The organism is Pseudoalteromonas sp. SG43-8 (assembly GCF_014164245.1).
GTDB lineage: Bacteria > Pseudomonadota > Gammaproteobacteria > Enterobacterales > Alteromonadaceae > Pseudoalteromonas > Pseudoalteromonas distincta.
Genome location: NZ_JACJEX010000015.1, coordinates 47,372 through 67,983 on the forward strand (window position 1 = coordinate 47,372; position 20,612 = coordinate 67,983).

At 40.1% G+C, this 20,612-nt stretch carries 16 protein-coding genes; 14 read left to right on the forward strand and 2 right to left on the reverse strand.

All coding sequences use genetic code 11. The features are described from left to right. Positions 1-89: 89 nt before the first annotated feature. A complete protein-coding gene (locus H5122_RS17985; RefSeq protein ID WP_182672773.1) occupies positions 90-1,859 on the reverse strand; it encodes a sensor histidine kinase in 1,770 nt (589 codons plus the stop codon). Between the two features lie 355 nt (positions 1,860-2,214). On the opposite strand from H5122_RS17985, the gene H5122_RS17990 reads away from it, so the two are divergent. The 14 genes from H5122_RS17990 (at position 2,215) to H5122_RS18055 (ending at position 18,117) form a co-directional block, all read left to right on the forward strand. Further along, a complete protein-coding gene (locus H5122_RS17990; RefSeq protein ID WP_024596295.1) occupies positions 2,215-2,583 on the forward strand; it encodes a response regulator in 369 nt (122 codons plus the stop codon). Between the two features lie 228 nt (positions 2,584-2,811). Beyond that, positions 2,812-5,229, forward strand: coding sequence for a bifunctional aspartate kinase/homoserine dehydrogenase I (thrA, locus tag H5122_RS17995; protein WP_182682823.1), 2,418 nt, complete (start codon positions 2,812-2,814; stop codon positions 5,227-5,229). 9 nt (positions 5,230-5,238) lie between these two features. Continuing rightward, positions 5,239-6,174 carry a homoserine kinase gene (gene thrB / locus H5122_RS18000; RefSeq protein ID WP_182682822.1) on the forward strand — a complete coding sequence of 312 codons (936 nt, stop codon included), beginning with the start codon at positions 5,239-5,241 and terminating at the stop codon, positions 6,172-6,174. Positions 6,175-6,185: 11 nt separating this feature from the next. Then, complete coding sequence (thrC, locus tag H5122_RS18005; protein ID WP_182682821.1) at positions 6,186-7,469, forward strand: threonine synthase; 1,284 nt, start codon at positions 6,186-6,188, stop codon at positions 7,467-7,469. 271 nt (positions 7,470-7,740) lie between these two features. After that, positions 7,741-8,997 carry a serine hydroxymethyltransferase gene (gene glyA / locus H5122_RS18010; RefSeq protein ID WP_002961763.1) on the forward strand — a complete coding sequence of 419 codons (1,257 nt, stop codon included), beginning with the start codon at positions 7,741-7,743 and terminating at the stop codon, positions 8,995-8,997. 104 nt (positions 8,998-9,101) lie between these two features. Continuing rightward, on the forward strand, positions 9,102-9,551 hold the full coding sequence (gene nrdR / locus H5122_RS18015; protein ID WP_002961761.1) for a transcriptional regulator NrdR: 450 nt from the start codon (positions 9,102-9,104) through the stop codon (positions 9,549-9,551). A 2-nt stretch (positions 9,552-9,553) separates the two neighbouring features. Further along, a complete protein-coding gene (ribD, locus tag H5122_RS18020) occupies positions 9,554-10,687 on the forward strand; it encodes a bifunctional diaminohydroxyphosphoribosylaminopyrimidine deaminase/5-amino-6-(5-phosphoribosylamino)uracil reductase RibD (protein ID WP_149603136.1) in 1,134 nt (377 codons plus the stop codon). Between the two features lie 16 nt (positions 10,688-10,703). Then, positions 10,704-11,357 (forward strand): riboflavin synthase, encoded by a 654-nt coding sequence (locus H5122_RS18025; RefSeq protein ID WP_002961757.1) that lies wholly within the window; start codon positions 10,704-10,706, stop codon positions 11,355-11,357. A gap of 29 nt (positions 11,358-11,386) precedes the next feature. Then, on the forward strand, positions 11,387-12,499 hold the full coding sequence (ribBA, locus tag H5122_RS18030) for a bifunctional 3,4-dihydroxy-2-butanone-4-phosphate synthase/GTP cyclohydrolase II (protein ID WP_024603846.1): 1,113 nt from the start codon (positions 11,387-11,389) through the stop codon (positions 12,497-12,499). Positions 12,500-12,599: 100 nt separating this feature from the next. Then, positions 12,600-13,064, forward strand: a complete 465-nt coding sequence (gene ribE, locus H5122_RS18035) for a 6,7-dimethyl-8-ribityllumazine synthase (protein ID WP_002961753.1) — start codon at positions 12,600-12,602, stop codon at positions 13,062-13,064. A 15-nt stretch (positions 13,065-13,079) separates the two neighbouring features. Then, positions 13,080-13,490, forward strand: coding sequence for a transcription antitermination factor NusB (gene nusB / locus H5122_RS18040; RefSeq protein ID WP_002961751.1), 411 nt, complete (start codon positions 13,080-13,082; stop codon positions 13,488-13,490). A 46-nt stretch (positions 13,491-13,536) separates the two neighbouring features. Beyond that, entirely contained in the window at positions 13,537-14,511 is a 975-nt protein-coding gene (gene thiL / locus H5122_RS18045; RefSeq protein ID WP_024596289.1) for a thiamine-phosphate kinase, read from the forward strand. Then, positions 14,508-14,993, forward strand: coding sequence for a phosphatidylglycerophosphatase A (locus tag H5122_RS18050; RefSeq protein ID WP_182196916.1), 486 nt, complete (start codon positions 14,508-14,510; stop codon positions 14,991-14,993). Before thiL ends, H5122_RS18050 begins: the two co-directional genes overlap by 4 nt. 37 nt (positions 14,994-15,030) lie before the next feature. Continuing rightward, positions 15,031-18,117: a ligand-binding sensor domain-containing diguanylate cyclase gene (locus H5122_RS18055; RefSeq protein WP_182672770.1), complete on the forward strand. Its 3,087-nt coding sequence runs from the start codon at positions 15,031-15,033 to the stop codon at positions 18,115-18,117. 41 nt (positions 18,118-18,158) lie between these two features. Here the strand turns inward: H5122_RS18055 and H5122_RS18060 are convergent, their stop codons facing one another. Next, complete coding sequence (locus H5122_RS18060; protein WP_182682820.1) at positions 18,159-20,270, reverse strand: hypothetical protein; 2,112 nt, start codon at positions 20,268-20,270, stop codon at positions 18,159-18,161. Between the last annotated feature and the right edge of the window lie 342 nt (positions 20,271-20,612).

The following is a 20,612-nucleotide window of genomic DNA, read 5'->3' on the forward strand; positions in this document are numbered from 1 at the left end:
CATTTGAAAAATTTGTCCAATCATAGCAATAAAAACAGCATCTCGAAATGACTGATTTGTTACTAATAAATTTAATATATGAACTTTTTTTATTCATATTTTTCAAAAATAGGCATTGGCTTAGCCATGTTCTTTGGAAATTGAATATAGTAACGTAGGCCTTTGCCAGGTTCACTCGTTGCATCAATAGATCCGCTAAGAGTTTGTTTAACTAAATTAAACATTATATGGGTACCTAATCCGCTTCCGCCTTCATCGCGCTTAGTCGTAAAGAATGGGTCAAACAACTTTTTCAATTGCTCACTGGTAACACCGTTACCGTCATCTTTGTAATCAATCGTCAAGTTAGTGTCATCTGCACTTATTTTGATATCCATCACACCGTTGCTTTTACCTTCAAAGCCATGAATCAGTGAATTCATAATTAAGTTAGTAAAAATTTGGCTGATGGCACCTGCAGGTAAATTTAAAACTAAATCATCAGGGCATTCTAATTTTATTGTGTGAGATGTCTTTTTTAGTTTTGGATGCAGTGATCGTATTACTTCGTTAGTGTAATCTTTAAAGTTAATAGTTCTTACTGCTTCACTGGCCTGATCGACCGCTATTTGCTTAAAGCTAGCAATAAGCTCTGAGGCTCTATCTAAGTTAGTGGTTAACAAGCTTGTACTTTGTTTTGCTTCGTTAATAAATTCTTCTAGTGCTTTTGGTGAAAGTGTTTTTTCACTATAAGCACTTTCGAGTTTATTTAAGCGTTCTTGCAAAAACGATATTGCCGTTACACCTATCCCAATAGGGGTGTTTATATCATGTGTAATACCCGCCACAAGTCCGCCTAGTGCGGCCATTTTTTCTGTGCCTAATAAACGTTCCTGTGCAAGGCTTAATTCTTCTATATAACGTTGGGATTCAGTTTGTTTTGTAATTAGCTCTTGCTCTGTGCTGCGGCGCAAGTCTATTTCTTCAGTGAGCACAATTTTTTGCTTTTCAAGTTCGTATTTTTGCTGTTGTAATTCCATCATTGCTTGGCTTAAGTTTGATGTTTTACGGGCTACGTCTTGCTCAAGTTGTATGTTGTGATGATCGAGTTTTTCGTTACTAATAATGAGTTCTTTTTGGGTGTGCTCAAGCTCTTTCCTATACTGAACCACTTTATCTATTAGTTTGTTAAACGACTGCTCCATTACTTTTAGTTCGTTATGCTCCTCTGTTTCTATTTCAATGTGTTGTCCTTCTAGCTCATCTAATTCTAGGTTTTCTAGTTGCTCAGTGAGCTCAGCTAAGGGATCTGTAAGAAGCTTTCTAAATGCCATTAAAAATAAAATGATTAAAAAGGTGGTTTTAATCATCGCATTACCAATCAAAAAGTAGATTGATACCATAATTCGGCTTAAAACAACTTCTCGGCTAGAAAATAAGGTAACGTCACCCACTTGGGTAGCACGGCCAGAAAATTCAAAAATAAGTGGAAAGGTATAACCAAACAGACCGGATTTCGCGTCTTCTAAAATAGCTTCTTCTTGTACTAACTGTTGGTTATATAGCTTATGTATGTCGAGCGAGCGCCCTAACTGTGAAATAATTTCGCCGCTGTCATCTCGAACAATAATCCCTTCAATCATGGGAATGGCGAGTAAACCTTCTGCTGTTGTAATTGTTTGCTTGGTATTAAGCTCCCAAATTGCACGTGTTAAGCTACGACTAAAGGTTTTTTGTAATGTACTTAATTCATCACGTATATAGTCTTTAGTATTGAGATATTCAGCAAGCACCTGTCCGCAAGTCACTACGAAGGTAAGCAAAAAATAAACGGATAAAACGCTTGTTAGTAGCTTCTTAGAAAGGCTTTTTTGTAACATGAGTGACTTGTTCATCCTTTGTTATTTTTGTAACGTTACTATTGTAATTTAAAAGTTAGTCAATAAACCTCTAAAAATAAATAAAAAAGTTAAAATTTAATAAGATAAATCTAATTAAGTAGGTATGTAGTATTAATGTAATTAAACTCAGCTATGAATTAGTAAATTCGTTAGACGTTAAGTTTTGTAAGTTTGATTAGAATTTAGTTTCGTTAATCACATTTAAATGAATTAATTCTATATTTATTATTGCATTGAATTATTAATGCGCTAAGTATTTAGATGCGTGTTAAAGTGTCCTTAGTGCAAAGGAAGATGGTCTTTTAATAACTTTGATGGTTGTGTAGTAGTAAACATGATGAAATTTTCGATATTAGTCTGTGATGATTCTGCTGTTGCTCGTAAACAAGTCGTGCGGTGTTTAAATGAGTGTATAGACGCAGATATACAACAAGCTATAAATGGAGCAAACGCCCTCGATCTTTTAAGAGCACAAAACTTTGATTTACTGTGCCTAGACCTCACCATGCCAGAGGTTGATGGTATACAAGTACTTGAAACTATAAAAACAGAAAAAATAGAGTGCTTTGTGTTGGTTATTTCTGCTGATATACAGGAAAAAATGAAGCAACGAGTCGCCCAGCTTGGCGCAATTGATTTTATTGATAAACCTATTAATAAATCAAGCTTGAATGAAATATTGCATAAATTTGGCATTCATTAGGTTTTTTCATGTTAAAAAAGGCTGTTTTATCTTTTAATTTAGGGTTGACAGCATAGCCTTTGTTAAGGCAGTCTTAACATATGAAAACAATTAATCGCGTACTGACCATTATTATTACAACCATCATTCTTACTGGATAGTGGCATAGGTCGGTGCAACAAATTTAAAGGCCTGTGTTCACTTAGAACACAGGCCTTTTTTCGTTTTATGGGATGAGGAACATAAACAATGCGAGTTTTAAAATTTGGTGGGTCTTCACTTGCCGATTATGCATGCTTACAACAGGTAGCTCAGTTAGTTAAAGCACAGTTAAAAGATGAAATGTTATTGGTGCTTTCTGCTCCAGGTGGAATGACCGATTCGCTAGTTGCACTTGCAAGTGCCGCAGAGCAAGGCTTAGATTTTTCGCAGCAATGGCAAGCCTTAGCTAGCCGTTGTGAAGGCTTAAAAGCTGACGTTGAAAAAAGTGGCGTAGTAGTTACAAGCTGGCCAGATCTAATGGAACTTAAAAATAAATTAGATGGCGTGTCGCTTATACAGTGTTGCCCTGATCAAGTTCGCGCATTTGTAATTAGCTTTGGAGAGCGCGTTAGCGTTTCTTTAATGCAGGCTTTATTGAACTCGCACGATGCAAGATACTTAGAAGCAACAAGCTGTATCGCCTCAACGGGTGGTTATATCGACGCCGAGGCTGATTTAGTAATAAGTAAAGCGCGCTTTCAAGCTGTGCTTAAAGAAAATCCTGCAACTATTTATATCATGCCTGGTTTTACTGCGAGTAATGACAAGGGCGAGCTTACAACGCTTGGCCGTAATGGCTCAGACTACTCAGCAGCAATTGCAGCAGCATGTTTAGAAGCTGAAATTTGCCAAATTTGGACAGACGTTGATGGTGTATACAGTGCTGATCCTCGTTATATTAAAAAAGCCACTAAAGTAGATTTTTTATCTTATAAAGAAGCGATGGAGCTTTCTTACTTTGGTGCAAAAGTACTTCACCCTAAAACAATTTTACCGTGTGCTAAAGCAGGCGTGCCATGCGAAATTAAAAATACGCATAACCCAGACGCACAAGGCTCATTAATTGGTAACGATTATTCATCTGATGAGCCAGTAAAAGCGCTTTCGAGCTTACAAGACCTTGCAATGCTAACTGTTTCAGGCCCAGGCATGAAAGGTAAAGTAGGCATGGCGTCTAAGGTATTTAATGCGCTTGCTCACGATAACGTATCAATTGTATTGATCACGCAATCATCATGTGAATTTAGCATTAGTTTTTGTGTGCACGAAACAGACCTAGCACTTGCACTGGATGCGTTACAAACTGCATTTGAGCTTGAATTACAAGCAGGGCTTATTGAGCCTGTACAAGTACAGCGTAATTTAGCCATTGTTACTTTAGTGGGCGACAACATGCGCGCACACCGTGGCTTAGCGGCTAAGTTTTTTGCATCGCTTGCACAAGCGCAAGTAAATATTGTGGCAATTGCACAGGATTCTACAGAAAGTGCAATTTCTGCGGTAATTGATGGTGAGTTATGTAATGACGCTGTAAAAATATGCCATGAAAACTTTTTCACGCATGTGCCGTCAATTGATGTGTTTTTACTAGGTTGTGGCTTAGTAGGGCAAGAGCTTATTAATCAGCTTGAGCGCCAGCAAGCTTGGCTTGAAAAGCGTAATATTAAACTTAACTTGTATGGTGTTGCTAACTCTCGTCAATTACACCTTGATAACGAAGGCATCGCTTTTAGTGATTGGCAGCAAAAATTGGCCTCATCTGAGCAAGCATTTGATTTAAAATTAGTAGAGCAATTTGTTAAGCAAAACCACTTAGTGAATCCGGTATTAGTAGATTGTACATCTTCAGATGCACTTGCTGCGCAGTACGTAGACTTTTTAAATGCAGGTTTTCATGTGGTTGCAGCTAATAAAAAAGCGACAACAAGCTCATACACGTATTACCAAGATTTAATAGCTGCTACGCAAAAGAATAATCGTAAATTTTTATACGAAACTAACGTTGGTGCAGGTTTACCAGTAATCGATAACTTGCAGTCATTATTTGGTGCCGGTGATGAGTTACTAGAGTTTAGCGGTATTTTATCTGGCTCACTTTCGTATATGTTTGGCGCACTTCAAGATGGTTTATCACTTTCTGAGGCAACTATTAAAGCCAAAGAAAGCGGTTTTACTGAGCCAGATCCTCGTGATGATTTATCGGGTACCGATGTAGCACGTAAGTTACTGATCATTGCTCGCGAAGCCGGTATGAAGTTGGAGCTAAGTGATATTGAAGTTGAGTCAGTATTACCACAAGGTTTTGCACAAGGTGATAGCGTTGATGAGTTTATGGCAAAACTACCAAGCCTAGATGCTGATTTTAATGACCGCATTCAAAGTGCTGCGAGCGAAGGAAAGGTACTTCGTTATGTAGGTACAATTAAAGAAGGTCACTGTAAAGTAGGTATTGAGGCTGTTGATGAAAAACATGCGCTTAATGTAATTCGCGATGGCGAAAACGCGCTTGCTATTTTAAGCCAATACTACCAGCCACGTCCGTTTGTAATTCGTGGTTATGGTGCCGGCTCTGAAGTAACAGCAGCGGGTGTATTTGCTGATATTTTAAAAACACTATCGCGCTAGGAGCTCGTTATGATTGAAGTATATGCTCCGGCGTCTATTGGTAATTTTGCAGTGGGTTTTGATGCACTTGGCGCAGCGCTTGCGCCAATTGATGGTAGTTTATTAGGCGATGTAGCCGTTGTAAGTGCAGCACCAAGTGACGAATTTATTTGCACTGGCAACTACGCTCACAAGTTACCAAGTGATGCGAATGAAAACTTAGCGTACCAGTGTTTAGTACATTTTAGAGCGCATGTAGCGCCTGATATGCCAAGCGTAAAGCTCGAGCTTAAAAAGAATTTACCAATTGGATCTGGACTTGGTTCTAGTGCATGCTCGGTCGTGGCTACCTTTGCAGCTCTTGATAAGTTTGCACAAACTAACTTAAGTCAGGTTGAGCTTATTGAGCTTATGGCTGACTTTGAAGCAGTAGTGAGCGGTGGTCGTCATTACGACAACATCACGCCATGTTATTTAGGTGGTTTGCAATTAACAGGTGATTTGATCCCTGATAAATCGATTGCACTGCCTGTTGATGATAATTGGTACTACGTTGCTGCGTTCCCTGGTTTTTCACTCAACACTGCTAAAGCGCGCTCGGTTTTACCAAAAGAGTTGAGCATGCATGCAAGTGTTGAGTTTGCACAGCGTTTATCGGCATTTAGTAGCTTACTGTTAACTAATCGTTTTGACGATGCGCTTAGCATAATGAAAGATGAAATAGCAGAACCTTACCGCGCACCGCTTATTAAAGGTTTTAGTGAAGCCAAAGCAAGCTTACCAGCGCTGGGCGCTGAAATAGTGAGTATTTCGGGCGCAGGACCTACCTTGTTTAGTGTATGTAAAACACTTGAAGCTGCACAGCAATGCGCGCAGTGGTTAGAGGCAAATTACATTAACGAGCAAGGCTTTTGCCACATTTGTAAATTAGATAACGACGGCACGCGTCAATTAACAGTTTTATAGGATAGGTAGTCATGCAATTACATAATTTAAAAGATAGCTCACAAAAAGTGTCGTTCGTTGAAGCCGTAAAAACAGGTTTGGGTCGTAATCAAGGTGTGTTTTTCCCAGAATCCCTTGCCCCACTGTCCGATGTTGATGCATTGCTTGATATGGACTTTGTTACACGCAGTGGCAAAATATTATCTCACCTAATTGGTGATGAGCTGCCAAGCGACACTGTGGCACAAATGGTTAAAAATGCATTTAACTTTCCAGTTAAGCTGGTGGAAGTTGAAGAGAATACATACTGCTTAGAGTTGTTTCATGGTCCTACGCTTGCGTTTAAAGACTTTGGTGGTCGCTTTATGGCTGAGTGTTTAGCGCAATTTAATAAAGATGAAAAAGTAACTATTTTAACTGCAACATCGGGCGATACTGGTGCAGCCGTTGCGCATGCTTTTTATAACAAGCCGAATATCGATGTTGTCATCTTATATCCTAAAGGCAAAATTTCACTTGCTCAGCAAAAGCTATTTACTACGTTAGGTAACAATATTCATTGTTACGCAGTTGATGGCAGTTTTGATGATTGCCAAGAGTTGGTTAAAAATGCCTTTTTAGATGAAGAAGTTAAATCAACACTTGGGCTTAATTCTGCTAATTCAATTAATATTAGCCGTTTAGTTGCTCAGGTTTGTTATTACTTTGAGGCCATTGCACAACTACCAAAAGAAAAACGCGCAACAGCGCATATATCAGTGCCAAGTGGCAACTTTGGTAATGTATGTGCTGCAATGATTGGTGCGGTTATTGGCTTACCTGTAGGTAAATTAAGTGCAACAACCAACCAAAATGATACTGTGCCGCGCTTTATGCTTGATAAAACCTGGACGCCAAACGCAACACTTGAGTCGCTTTCAAATGCAATGGATGTAAGTAAGCCAAACAACTGGCCGCGTGTGCAAACAATGTTAGATAATAACTGGTTTAGCTACGATAACTTTTATTCAACTAGCGTAAACGAGGAAGACACGCAATCGGTGATGAAAAAAATTCAACAAACGGGTTATGTTGCAGAGCCTCACACTGCTATTGCGTACCAAGGTCTTGTTGAAAATCGAGCGCCAGGGGCCGCGGGTATCTTTTTAGCCACCGCTCACCCTGCTAAGTTTAAAGAAAGCGTAGAGGGTATTTTAAATATTGAATTAGGTATGCCAAAACCACTTAGCGACGCACTAGCAAAACCATGCCTAGCAAGCGATATAAAGGCCGATTACGACGCATTACGTAGAGAAATACTTGCTAAACTTGGCTAAGTTAATTAATTGAAAAAAAGGTGGTTAAGCCGCCTTTTTTTATAACTTTAGGCTATTAAAGCTAGTGAATTGCATTTACTAATTAAATGTAGGAAATAGCATTCATTTAAAATCGTTATGGTTTTATAAGAAAATATCATCTTAAAAAGTCTGTGAAATAGTTTCAATCCCTGTTTAAATATCCTCAACTTAAGAGCGTAGGCAAAGAGTCGTTTAAAGCGTACAATAAAGCCTCTAAAAAACACCATACACGTTGCCCTAGGAGACCCCAATGTTAGAACGTAGCATGAATATTTCGGATTTTGATCCAGAGTTATTTGACGCGATAAACAAAGAAACTGCTCGCCAAGAAGAGCACATTGAACTAATCGCTTCAGAAAACTACTGTAGCCCACGCGTACTAGAAGCGCAGGGTTCACAGCTTACAAATAAATACGCAGAAGGTTACCCTGGCAAACGTTATTATGGCGGTTGTGAGCACGTTGATGTTGTTGAGCAATTAGCAATTGACCGTGCTAACGAGTTATTTGGTTCTGACTACGCAAACGTACAACCACATGCTGGTTCGCAAGCTAATGCTGCTGTTTTTCTAGCGCTATTAGAAGCAGGCGACACTGTACTTGGTATGAGCTTAGCTCATGGTGGTCACTTAACTCACGGATCACACGTAAGCTTCTCTGGTAAGCTTTACAATGCAATTCAATACGGACTAGATGAAACAACGGGCGAAATTGATTACGCACAGGTTGAAGCACTAGCACTTGAGCATAAACCAAAAATGATTATTGGTGGTTTCTCAGCGTACTCAGGTATTGTTGATTGGGCTAAATTCCGTGAAATTGCTGACAAAGTAGGTGCTTACCTGTTTGTTGATATGGCTCACGTTGCAGGTTTAATTGCGGCAGGCGTTTACCCAAGCCCAGTTCCTCATGCACATGTTGTAACTACAACTACTCATAAAACACTTGCTGGTCCTCGTGGTGGTTTAATTATCTCTGCATGTGGCGACGAAGCTATCTACAAAAAGCTTAACAGCGCAGTTTTCCCTGGTGGCCAAGGTGGTCCTTTATGTCATGTTATTGCAGCAAAAGCAGTGGCATTTAAAGAAGCGCTTCAACCAGAATTTAAAGTATACCAAACACAAGTTGTTAAAAACGCAAAAGCAATGGTTGCTGTAATGCAAGAGCGCGGCTACAAAATCGTATCTGACAAAACTGAAAACCACTTATTCCTACTCGATCTAATCGATAAAGATATTACTGGTAAAGATGCAGACGCAGCCCTTGGTAACGCTAACATCACAGTTAATAAAAACTCAGTGCCAAACGATCCACGCTCACCATTTGTAACATCTGGTTTGCGTATTGGTTCTCCTGCAATCACTCGTCGTGGTTTCAAAGAAGAAGAATCAAAAGAGCTTGCTGGCTGGATTTGTGACGTACTAGATAACATCACTGATGAATCTGTACAGGCGCAAGTTAAAGAAAAAGTTAAAGCAATTTGTGCAAAATTACCTGTTTACGCTTAATTTTATAAGCAACAGTAATTTAGATCACAACTGTTTAGTTTTTTGCTAAGATAAAAGGCCGCTATTTAGCGGTCTTTTTTGTTTTAAAACGGAAGTACCGAGCTATGCATTGCCCATTTTGTACCGCAAAAGATACTAAAGTTATTGATTCTCGCCTAGTCGGCGGAGGCCACCAAGTTCGCAGGCGCCGTGAGTGCAACGACTGCCACGAGCGCTTTACTACATTTGAAGGCGCTGAACTGGTTATGCCTCGTGTTATTAAACAAGACGGCAGCCGCGAACCATTTAACGAAGATAAATTATTAAATGGCTTAAATCGCGCACTCGAAAAACGCCCAGTGAGCACAGAGCAAGTAGACGAAGTAGTGAATATAATAAAATCGCAGTTGCGTGCTACAGGCGAGCGAGAAATTTCAAGCCATTTGGTTGGTGAATGCATTATGGAAGCCCTCAAGAAGCTCGATAAAGTAGCGTACGTAAGATTTGCCTCTGTTTATCGCTCGTTTGAAGATATACGCGAATTTGGCGAAGAAATTGCCCGTTTAGGGGAGTAACAATGCAAAGCCAAACTACTTTTACCGAACATGATGAAATGTATATGGCACGCGCCATAGAACTTGCCAAAAAAGGGCGATTTACTACCACACCTAACCCTAATGTTGGCTGTGTATTAGTTAAAAATAATCAAATAATTGGTGAGGGTTTTCATCAATTAGCAGGTCAAGGTCATGCAGAAGTAAATGCACTGGCTGTCGCTGGAAAAAATGCACAAGGTGCAACGGCTTATGTAACGCTTGAACCGTGTAGTCATTATGGCCGTACGCCACCGTGCGCCGAAGGCTTAAAAGCTGCCGGTGTGGTAAAAGTAATTGCTGCTATGGTTGATACAAATCCACAAGTTGCTGGCAAAGGCCTTAAAATACTGAGCGACGCGGGTATTGACGTTGCTTACGGGTTACTCGAATCACAAGCTCGCGCACTTAACGTTGGCTTTTTTAAGCGTATGGAGCAAGGCTTACCTTATGTGATTTGCAAAATGGCAGCGAGTATTGATGGTAAAACAGCGCTTAAAAATGGGCAAAGTAAGTGGATCACAAGTCCTGCTGCTCGACAAGACGTACAATTATACCGAGCGAAAAGCTGCGCTATTTTAACCGGTGCCGATACAGTGTTAGTCGATGATGCTAAACTTAATGTGCGACTAAGTGAGCTGCCTTGCACACTGCCTACTGATTTGCCGCTTCGCCAGCCCGTGCGTGTTATAATTGACTCTCAAAACCGTTTAACACCTGACCTTGCTTTATTTGAAATCCAAAGTGATGTAATAATATTTACGACTAAGGTTGATAAATCATTGCAATGGCCGCATTTTGTAAAGCATATTGAAGTCAGTGAAAGTAACGGTAAAGTTGATTTACAAGCCGTTTTAGAAAAACTTGGGCAACTGCAGTTTAATAATGTTTGGCTTGAAGCTGGCGCAACACTTGCTGGTAAAATGACAGAGCTTAATTTAGTTGACGAGTTTGTTTTTTATTTAGCGCCTAAACTAATGGGCCATGATGCAAAAAGTTTAGTTAATTTTCCTGAATTGACGAGTATGCAAAACACCGTTGATTTAACATTTAATGAATGTGCGCGCATTGGTGACGATTTACGTATCACCGCGTCAAAACTCATTAAAATCACTTAATAAAAAGAGTAGTGCTATGTTTACTGGGATAATAGAAGCCACAGGCAAAATTGCTTTATTACAAAAAAAACAAGGCGACTTAGCCATTCGTATCCAAAGTGCTGATCTTGATATGACAGACGTAAAGTTAGGTGACAGCATTGCAACTAATGGTGTTTGCTTAACTGTAGTTGATAAACATATTGATGGTTTTAGTGCGGATTTATCTAATGAGACGATTAGTTTGACCGGTTTTGCTCACTATGCTTTAGGACAAACGGTGAATCTTGAAAAAGCCATGCAACCTGTTTCTCGTTTAGGCGGTCATTTAGTGTCTGGCCATGTTGATGGTATCGCAACAATTACAAGTATTACAGCAAACGCCAGAGCAACAGAATATTGGCTTACAACAGACGAAAATTTAATGAAATACATTCCGTACAAAGGTTCGGTATGTATTGATGGTATAAGCCTGACAGTAAACGCTGTAGAGGGCAATAAATTCAAATTAACAATTGTCCCGCACACGAGTGAGCAAACCACAATTGCTCATTTTAAAGTAGGTACCCAAGTTAATTTAGAGGTAGATCAAATTGCACGTTATTTAGAGCGCCTTATAAAGGGTGCAGAGCAACCAACGGGCTCTGATATTTCGATGAGCTTACTCGCTAAAGCGGGTTTTATTAAATAACGAAACTGACAACTTACACGAGCAAATTTATGAATTTACACAGCGCGCAAGAAATCATCGACGATATTAAAGCCGGTAAAATGGTTATTTTAATGGATGATGAAGATAGAGAAAATGAAGGCGATTTAATAATTGCAGCTGAGCATATTAGCGCAGAAGCGATTAATTTCATGGCTACCCATGGCCGTGGTTTAATTTGTTTAACCATGACGCAAGAGCGTTGCGAGCAACTTGATTTACCGTTAATGGTTAAAAACAATGGTGCAGCATTTTCGACTAACTTTACAATGTCGATAGAAGCATCAAAAGGTGTTACAACCGGTATTTCAGCAGCAGATAGAGCGCGTACAGTGCAAGCGGCTATAGCTAAAGGCGCAGTCCCAAGTGATATTGTTCAGCCTGGACATATTTTTCCTATTATGGCGCAACCTGGTGGCGTATTAACTCGCGCAGGACACACTGAAGCTGGCTGTGATTTAGCGCGTTTAGCTGGACTTGAAGCATCATCTGTTATTGTTGAAATACTTAATGCTGACGGCACTATGGCACGTCGCCCTGATTTAGAAGTTTTTGCGAAAGAGCACGATATTAAAATTGGCACCATTGCTGATTTAATCGAATACCGCAACTTAAACGAAACAACAATTGAGCAAGTGGCAAAATGTAAGTTACCAACTGTTCATGGTGAATTTGATTTAGTTACTTACAAAGACACAATTGACGGTCAATTACATTACGTATTGCTCAAAGGCGATATAAAAGATCAAGAGCCGACAAATGTACGTGTACATTTGCAAAGTACCTTTAACGATATTCTACTTTCAGACAGAAGTGCTGACCGTAGCTGGGGCCTTTCAGAAGCAATGGCTTATATCGCTAAAAATGAAGGTGCTTTAGTTATTTTAGGTAAGCAAGAAAGCACTGAAGAGCTAGAGGCAACTGTGAAAGCATTTGCAGCAGCTGATGCTGGCGAAAGCGTTACGCCACGTAAATTCAAAGGTACATCTCGTACTGTTGGCGTAGGTTCGCAAATACTTGCCGATCTTGGAATTAAACAAATGCGATTAATGAGTCGCCCTAAAAAGTACCATGCACTTTCGGGCTTTCATTTAGAAGTAGTTGATTACGTTGAGCCACAATAAGCATCACGCTTAAACTAGGCTATTATTTTATTTTTATGGTATGATGCGCAGCAATTTTTGCGCAATCGCAACCGCTTGAACTTATTTTTAGGGTTATCAAATGAAAATTATTGAAGGTAATAAGTACGCTCCAGGCAAAAAATTTGCCATTGTCATTTCTCGTTTTAATGACTTTATTGGTAGCAGCCTCCTTGCAGGTGCTGTTGATGAGCTAAAACGCACAGGTGGCGTATCAGATGACGACATTACCGTTATTTATGTGCCAGGCGCGGTAGAATTACCTTTAGCGGCTAAACGCGTTGCGGCAAAAAAAGAGTATGATGCAATCATCGCATTAGGCGTAGTGATCAGAGGTGGTACACCACACTTTGACCTAGTTGCTGGCGAATCAAACAAAGGTCTTGCGCAAGTATCACTTGAGTATGATATCCCGGTTGCATTTGGCGTATTAACCACAGAAAGCATTGAACAAGCAATTGAGCGTGCTGGCACCAAAATGGGCAATAAAGGCGGCGAAGCTGCTTTAGGCGCGCTTGAAATGGTTAATGTGTTAGATAAAATTTAAGTTTAAGGAATTTTTGTGAAACCAGCAGCAAGACGTAAAGCACGTATCTTAGCACTCCAAGCCGTTTATTCTTGGCAAATAAGTGGCAATTTAATTGCCGATATCGAACAACAAATGTTGATCGAAACAGACGTTACTAAAATTGATGTTGAATACTTTAAAGATCTAGCGACGGGTGTTGCTGTAAATTACAAGCAACTAGACGAAGCTGTATCACCACATTTAACACGTCCGTTTGATGACTTAGATATGGTTGAGCGTGCAATTTTACGTTTAAGCAGCTATGAGCTTAAGTTCCGTGAAGACGTACCTTATAAAGTTGCTATTAACGAAGGTATTGAGCTGGCCAAAATTTTTGGCGCTGAAGACAGCCATAAATTTGTAAACGGTGTACTTGATAAAGCTGTTAAGCATTTACGCAAGTAAGTAAACCGTTAAAGAGGGGAGCCGGCATAGGCCGGCTTTTTTGTGTATGAAGGAATTTGAATTAATTAACCGCTACTTTAAAGGTCGCGGTATCACCCGTCGTGATGTAAACCTAGGTATAGGGGATGATTGCGCTTTAGTAACCGTTCCACAAAACTGCCAACTTGCCGTTACAACAGACACTCTTGTTGCTGGCGTACACTTTTTTGATGATATTTCCCCTCGTGCATTAGGTCACAGAGCGCTTGCTGTTAATTTAAGTGATTTAGCGGCCATGGGCGCTGAGCCGACTTGGGTTTCAGTTGCGTTAACTTTGCCAAGTATTGATCCACAGTGGATTGAAGAGTTTACTGATGGCATGCATGAAATTGCTGAATATTTTAATGTGCAGATTATAGGTGGCGATACAACTCAGGGCCCATTAACCATCACTATTTGTGCGAAAGGGACTGTACCCGAAGGTACTGCACTTCGTCGTAGTGGCGCAAAAGTGGGGGATTGGATTTATGTTACGGGTCCGCTAGGTGACGCTGGACTTGCAATTGAGTCTCGCAAACAAGGTATAAGTATTGAGCCAGAGCATTTAAAGTACGTAAATAAACGCTTTGACTTTCCAACCCCACGTGTTGCTGCAGGGCAGGTATTACGAGGCCTTGCATCATCGGCTATCGATGTGTCGGACGGCTTAATCGCTGATTTAAGTCATATACTGGATATGTCACAAGTAAGTGCAGTGGTGAATATTGAAAGTATTCCAACTTCAGATGCGATGCAAGCAAGCCTTGATTTTAATCAGCAGCTGCCATTTATTCTCAGTTACGGTGATGATTACGAATTAATTTTTACGGTCCCTGATAGCAATAAAAGTATGTTAGAAATAAAGCTACGCCAGTATGGTGTAGATGCAACATGCATTGGCCAAGTTAAAAGTGGCGATGGCCAAATTGAGCTTTTACACAACGGTGAAAAGTTTGATTTTGAACCGCAGGGTTTTGAGCACTTTGCAAAGGAGCTGGTTTGAACAATAACCGCAAGTTTAATTTAAAGCGTCCACATCAGTTTTTTGGTCTGGGCTTTGGGACTGGGCTTGCCCCTAAAGCGCCCGGTACATTTGGTACATTTGCTGCCTTGCCATTCATTTTTATGACCATGTATTATCCGTTATGGCTGCAAATTGTATTTGCCGTTGTGATCAGTATATTTGGTATATGGGCGTGCGGTAAAACGGCTGATGATTTAGGCGTGCACGATCATCCTGCTATTGTATGGGATGAAGTGGCGGGTTATTACATCACTATGATTGGCGCAGCACTTAACTGGCAAACATTACTCGTAGGTTTTTTGTTATTTCGCTTTTTTGATATAGCAAAACCCGGCCCAATCCGTATGCTAGACAAACGAGTACATGGCGGTTTAGGTATAATGGCCGACGATATACTTGCGGGTATTTTTTCGCTTATATGTTTACAAGCGTTAATAAAAGTGGGTTTACTGCCCTTTTAATTTTTATATTTGATTTGTTTAACTAGGTGGCAGCAATATGATGCGATTTTTACTGGTTTGTGTACTTATGTTGTGCGCGACGCCAAGTTGGGCTTCAATTACTGATTACGTAGTTAAGCAATGGAATATAAAAGATGGCCTACCGTCGCAATCACTTAAAAGTGTTGTGCAAGATCAGCAAGGCTATATGTGGCTTGGTACGCAATTTGGTTTAAGCCGTTTTGATGGTACAACATTTACAAATTACAACACGCAAAATAGTCCATTCTTGCCTAGTAATGGTGTTAATAAGCTTTTAGTCGATTCTAGTGGTTTGTTATGGGTAGGCACTAAAAGTGGCTTGGTAGTTATTAACCCAGCCACATTTGCAGCACAAGAATTTAATATTAAAGGTCCAGTAAGGGATATTCTTGAGGACTCTAAAGGTAGCATATGGATTGCGGCCAACGGCTTATACTATGTAGATAGAGGGCAAGTTGATTTACGCACTGAAGTAAATGGTCCTCTACCTATTGTTAATGCTACTGTGATCACACAAATAGTTGGCTCTGTTAGCCAAATGGCACTCTCTCCTGAAGGCATTTGGCTGGTTAATGATCGTCATTTATTACGCCTTACAAAAAACTCATCAGATTTTTCTAAACTACGTTTAGAGCTTACCGCAAAAATATCTTTACCAGAGCGCTTAGCGCAAACCATAGTGCACGATTTATCATTTTTAAATGGTAATTTGTATATAGCTTCTGAGCTAGGTGCATACTTTTTAGATTTAGATGACGAGCTAAGACCTTTTCCTCTACCTAATGCAAATAACTCAGCCGTTTATAAGTTTATGAGTGATACCGATGGTGGCTTGTGGGTTTCGACCTATGGACGCTTATTATTCAGAGATAAAACCGGTGAGTGGCAATGGGTAGAGCCTAGCCAACTCGATCAAAGTATATGGTTTGCTGATATTTTTAGAGATGATAAAAATAACGTTTGGTTAGCAAGCTTTAGTGAAGGCTTGTGGCTTGCTCATGAAGGACGAGTCGAAAGGCATTCAGCAGTTTCAAACATGACCGAATCTGTTATGGCTATTAGCCAAGCACCTGATGGTAAACTGTGGGTTGCGAATAAAAGCGGCATTGGTTATTTCGATTTAGATAAAAGTTTTATTAATTTAGTCCCAAGTAGTAAATATGGATACGCATCAGTACACGATCTACAATTTGATGGTGAGCGATTATATATAGCCACAGGGCGCGGCTTATTTGTTTTTGAAAACAAGACACTTTACACCGTCCCAGGTCGAGCACTTCGCGATAATCCGGTATTTGCAATAAGTCGCTCTAGTAAAGGCGGCTTTTGGATTGGTACCGGACGCGGTTTATATCGATTAAATTATGCTGGTTTAACGCCTTTTGCCTATAACGCTTTTTTAGGTAGTAAGTTTATTACCTACGTATTAGATAAAACAAACTTTGGTGTGATTGGTACTAGTAAAGGCGCATATTACTTTACAGACCGTGGCATTGAAAAAATTGGCGACCAAACAACACTTGAAAGCGCATACGTAACTAGCGTGCTACATATAGATGGCGTGGGTATTTTAATCGGCTCTCTTAACGACGGGCTTTTTTACAGAAGTACGCAAGGGCAATGGCGTCAGCTCGATGCAGCTAATGGTTTACCGTATGGTTCTATATTTAGCCTAGAATATGATGAAAAGTTAAAGCATGTTTGGGTAAGCACAATGAAAGGTGTTTACAGAATGCCTGTAGAGCAATTTAAAACAGAAATAAAAAGCTTAAAAGTTGAAGAAGTAATTTCATCTTTTGACCGTCAACTTGATGGTAAAGCGAATCAATGTTGTAGTGGGCTTGGGCATGATGCGGTAGCAGACACCGGAAATTCTATTTGGTACCCAAGCTTACAAGGTGTTGTTGAAATACCTAAAAATGTAGAGCTATTTGGTGTGCTTGCATTAAAGCCAACAATAGAGACAATAACAACGCCACTTCGTCATTTAACTACCGCTGCGCTTGGTAAAAAACCATCATTAGAAACAGACGAGCGTGATATAACGCTAACTTACACAGCTATTGATTACTATGCACCAAACAGCATTGAATTTAGATATAAACTAAGTGGCTTAGATAGTGACTGGCGCTATGCAAATACGCGACGTGAAGCTATTTATACTAACTTGCCTCCTGGCTCGTTTTTGTTTCAATTAGAAGCTAAGCGCCAAGGTGAAGACTGGGCTAAAGCGCAAGATGTAGAATACGGTTTTGTAGTGCCTGAGCGCTTTGACGAAACAATTTACTTTAGGCTTTTAATTACCAGTGGTTTTATTTTGCTTTTTTATCTCATTTTTTGGGTGTTTAGAGCACAAGAGCGCAGAAAACAAGAAGCATTAGAGGGCTTAATCACTGAGCGTACCTTAGAGCTTCGCCAAGCTAATGATAAATTAGGCCAAGTGAATTCACAGCTTAAATTAGTGAGTCACTCAGATGAGCTAACAGGGCTACGTAGTCGCCGCTTTTTGTTTGATCAACTCCCTAAAGATATTGAGCACTTTCAACGTAATTCACAGTCGCTGCAGGCACAAGGTAAGTCACTGGTGCTGGTAATTATTAACTTTGATAACTTCAGCCGTATTAACGATGCGTATGGCCCAATTGCAGGTGATAGCTGCTTACAGCAAATGGCTGCATTGTTAAATTCGCGTACGCAGGGCTCTGACTATGTGGCACGTTGGAGTGGTGATGAGTTTTTATTATTATTACGTGACTTTAAATGCAATAAAATAGACAGCTATGCTTCAGAACTTTGTAAAGTAATAGCGGCTAATTCGTTCCAATTACCAAATGGAAAAACAACTAATATCACGGCATCAATTGGTTGGTCATTTTATCCATTACCTTTATTAGGCGGGCAGGTAATTAGCTGGGAAACCTCTATTAACTTAGCAGATATAGCATTGCATCAAGTTAAAAAACGCGGTGGTGATGGTGTGGCTAATATTACGTTTGATGAGCAGCTCGATGCATTTGAGTTTGAACAAAACTCTAATGTTGATCAGCAATTAGGTATTTTACAAAGTAATGGCTTGGCAGATATAAAAGTGTGGATGCGATAATGCCCGACCAAGGTTATTGGTCAGGCATGGTGAGGTTAACTCTATTTGTTAAGCCAAGCTGGTAATATTGCAATCGACTCAGGGGCTGTAAATGCCGTACTGGTATCGGCGCTTATATCACCGCCTGCACTGCTTAAAATATTATTAAATCGCATAACCACATTATTTGACTTCTCAGCTACGTATAAATCTGTTCCGGTATACATAATATCAACAGGGTTACCCAGTAGGGTATTTGGACCGCTAATAGTGGTACTTATGTTTACCAAGCCCGATGCCGTTGCTACGTTATTCAATACGTATATTTTGCCATCGTCAGCAACTGCTGCGCTACCAACATCAGAGAGTATTAGCGAGCCACTTAGCGAGTCGTAGTCGATGCCGTGCATGTTGCTTGGTGCTGCTACTGCTGTACCTGCATTTGCTGGCATTATAAGCCTATCCTCAACTGCAATATTAGTACTACCAGCCATTAGTTTGCTTTTAACTTCGTCAAATACAGCAACGGTTCCATTTGTTAGTGCTACAAAAGCTCGATCAGTGTTTGCATCGTAATCAACATCCCAAGGGCGAGCATCGTTTGCAAACGTAAGCGTCATTAATGGGCTTGCATCCCCTGTGGTGCAAGTTGAAAATATTGAAATACTTGGAGTATCTGCATTATTTTCTGCAACTAAAATCATACCGCTATCAGAAGCCACATCAAGACCTTTAGGAGATATAAGGCCTGTATTCGAACCAGTAATAATGCTGTCTTGGTTCGTATTATAAGTTTGCCCATCTCTGTTTATTGCCACTTTATTTGAAATAATAATACCGCCAATTGAGGTTGTACTGTTATCGAACGTTGTATAACTATTACCCGCTTTATCAAAAGTTACACTTTCGATAGTTTGACTTGCATTATAGTTGCCAATTTCTGTGTTAAGTTGTGAACTTAATCGACTAATTTGCCCAGTTGTTTCACCTGCAGTGCCCGGATTACTACTTACAGCAACACCTAGCAGCGCCATATTAGCGGTATCACTATCTGAAATGTCAGCCATCTCATTTTGTATACCCAGTTTAGTAATTGACTCAGGTTTAATTGTTGAGGTAACTAAATCAGGAGTGATATCGCCGCTCTCACCTGAAAATATATTGCTGAACACAAGAACAGCATCATTTGATTTTTCAGCTACACGTAAGTCACTACCTTCAAGGCTAATATCAACTGGGTTACCAAGCATTGTTGCTGGACCGGCAATACTTCGTGCAACGCTTACTAAGCCCTCTGCAGTTGAAGCATTATTAATTACAAATAACGAACCATCGGTTGCGTCTGAGGCACTGCCTACATCAGACAAAACAAGTTTATTAGTATTTGAGTCATAAACAATGCCGTGAATATTTACAGATATTTGCGTACCATCATTATTACTTGGAGTAATTGTGCGGCTTGGCATTGCGGCAAATTCACCACCAACAAAATTATCATAAACGGCTACATCACCATTTGTTAGTGCTACATAAAGGCGGTCGTTAGATTCATCATAATCAACATCCCACGGCGCCGCTTCTGTAATAGTTGTGCCTAAAGGCGCTGCATCGCCCGCGGCTGTAGCGCCAAAAGTCGTTACTTGCATAGCGCCAAAGTCAGCAATAAAAACAAGGCCACTCTTTTGTGCTACAGCTATTCCTTTAGGGTTTACCAGTGTTGTGTTAGTACCTGTTATTTCGCGATCTGTATTAGCTGTATAGGTTGCGCCGTCACTACGATTTGCAAGCTGGCAAATAGTTTTAATACTGCCATTTTCGCTGTCGCTTGCTTGCAATAAATTACCTAAGCTATCAAATGCAACGCCTTCGTTAGCTGTTGTATTAAAGGTTTTTAGTTTAGAGGCGTTTTGGTTAATTAAATCGATAGTGCCTGTATTGCTCTCGCCATTGTTTGCCAAAATTAATGTGGCTGATGCAAAACCAGGGTTGCCATTTGTACCGTCGGTACCGTTTTGTCCATCGGTGCCTGCAATACCATCTACGCCGTTTTTACCATCGTCTGAGCTACAGCCTGTAATGCCGATTAATACTGCAAGTGTTAAAGCTGAAAAACTAAGCGTTTGTTTAAGTGTGTTTTTTTGTGTTGAATGAGTTGTTAAATTAGCTTTATTCATCATTTTTACCTTTTAAATATTCCATCAAATGTAGGTAAATAACGCGCTTGCTCATAAGGCATAGACTAAGCGGCACCGATTATTTACATGTTAACCTCATATCAATAACGGCTATAAAATGAAACTGGATGCAAAAAAGTTAAAATTAAAAACAAAAAAAAGGAGCCTTGAGGCTAATGCCAGTCAGTTAAGCTGACTGGCATCTTTCTTTTTATGAGGATACTTAGATGGTTTTGGCTTAACCCATCGGGGATATCTTCTATCCTCTCGTCTAGCTGGAAGCTTAAATAAGACCAGTGTATCGAGTAAGTGCTGCCAGTGTATTGGATATTCCCTGGGCTC

Bases quoted from the DNA above. Each gene is read 5' to 3' on its own strand.
- H5122_RS18055 (WP_182672770.1), top strand. From the start codon at position 15,031: ATGATGCGATTTTTACTGGTTTGTGTACTTATGTTGTGCGCGACGCCA.
- H5122_RS17990 (WP_024596295.1), top strand. From the start codon at position 2,215: ATGATGAAATTTTCGATATTAGTCTGTGATGATTCTGCTGTTGCTCGT.
- thrC (WP_182682821.1), top strand. From the start codon at position 6,186: ATGCAATTACATAATTTAAAAGATAGCTCACAAAAAGTGTCGTTCGTT.
- ribE (WP_002961753.1), top strand. From the start codon at position 12,600: ATGAAAATTATTGAAGGTAATAAGTACGCTCCAGGCAAAAAATTTGCC.
- ribBA (WP_024603846.1), top strand. From the start codon at position 11,387: ATGAATTTACACAGCGCGCAAGAAATCATCGACGATATTAAAGCCGGT.
- thrB (WP_182682822.1), top strand. From the start codon at position 5,239: ATGATTGAAGTATATGCTCCGGCGTCTATTGGTAATTTTGCAGTGGGT.
- H5122_RS18025 (WP_002961757.1), top strand. From the start codon at position 10,704: ATGTTTACTGGGATAATAGAAGCCACAGGCAAAATTGCTTTATTACAA.
- nrdR (WP_002961761.1), top strand. From the start codon at position 9,102: ATGCATTGCCCATTTTGTACCGCAAAAGATACTAAAGTTATTGATTCT.
- glyA (WP_002961763.1), top strand. From the start codon at position 7,741: ATGTTAGAACGTAGCATGAATATTTCGGATTTTGATCCAGAGTTATTT.
- ribD (WP_149603136.1), top strand. From the start codon at position 9,554: ATGCAAAGCCAAACTACTTTTACCGAACATGATGAAATGTATATGGCA.
- thiL (WP_024596289.1), top strand. From the start codon at position 13,537: ATGAAGGAATTTGAATTAATTAACCGCTACTTTAAAGGTCGCGGTATC.
- thrA (WP_182682823.1), top strand. From the start codon at position 2,812: ATGCGAGTTTTAAAATTTGGTGGGTCTTCACTTGCCGATTATGCATGC.
- H5122_RS18060 (WP_182682820.1), bottom strand. From the start codon at position 20,270: ATGAATAAAGCTAATTTAACAACTCATTCAACACAAAAAAACACACTT.
- H5122_RS17985 (WP_182672773.1), bottom strand. From the start codon at position 1,859: ATGTTACAAAAAAGCCTTTCTAAGAAGCTACTAACAAGCGTTTTATCC.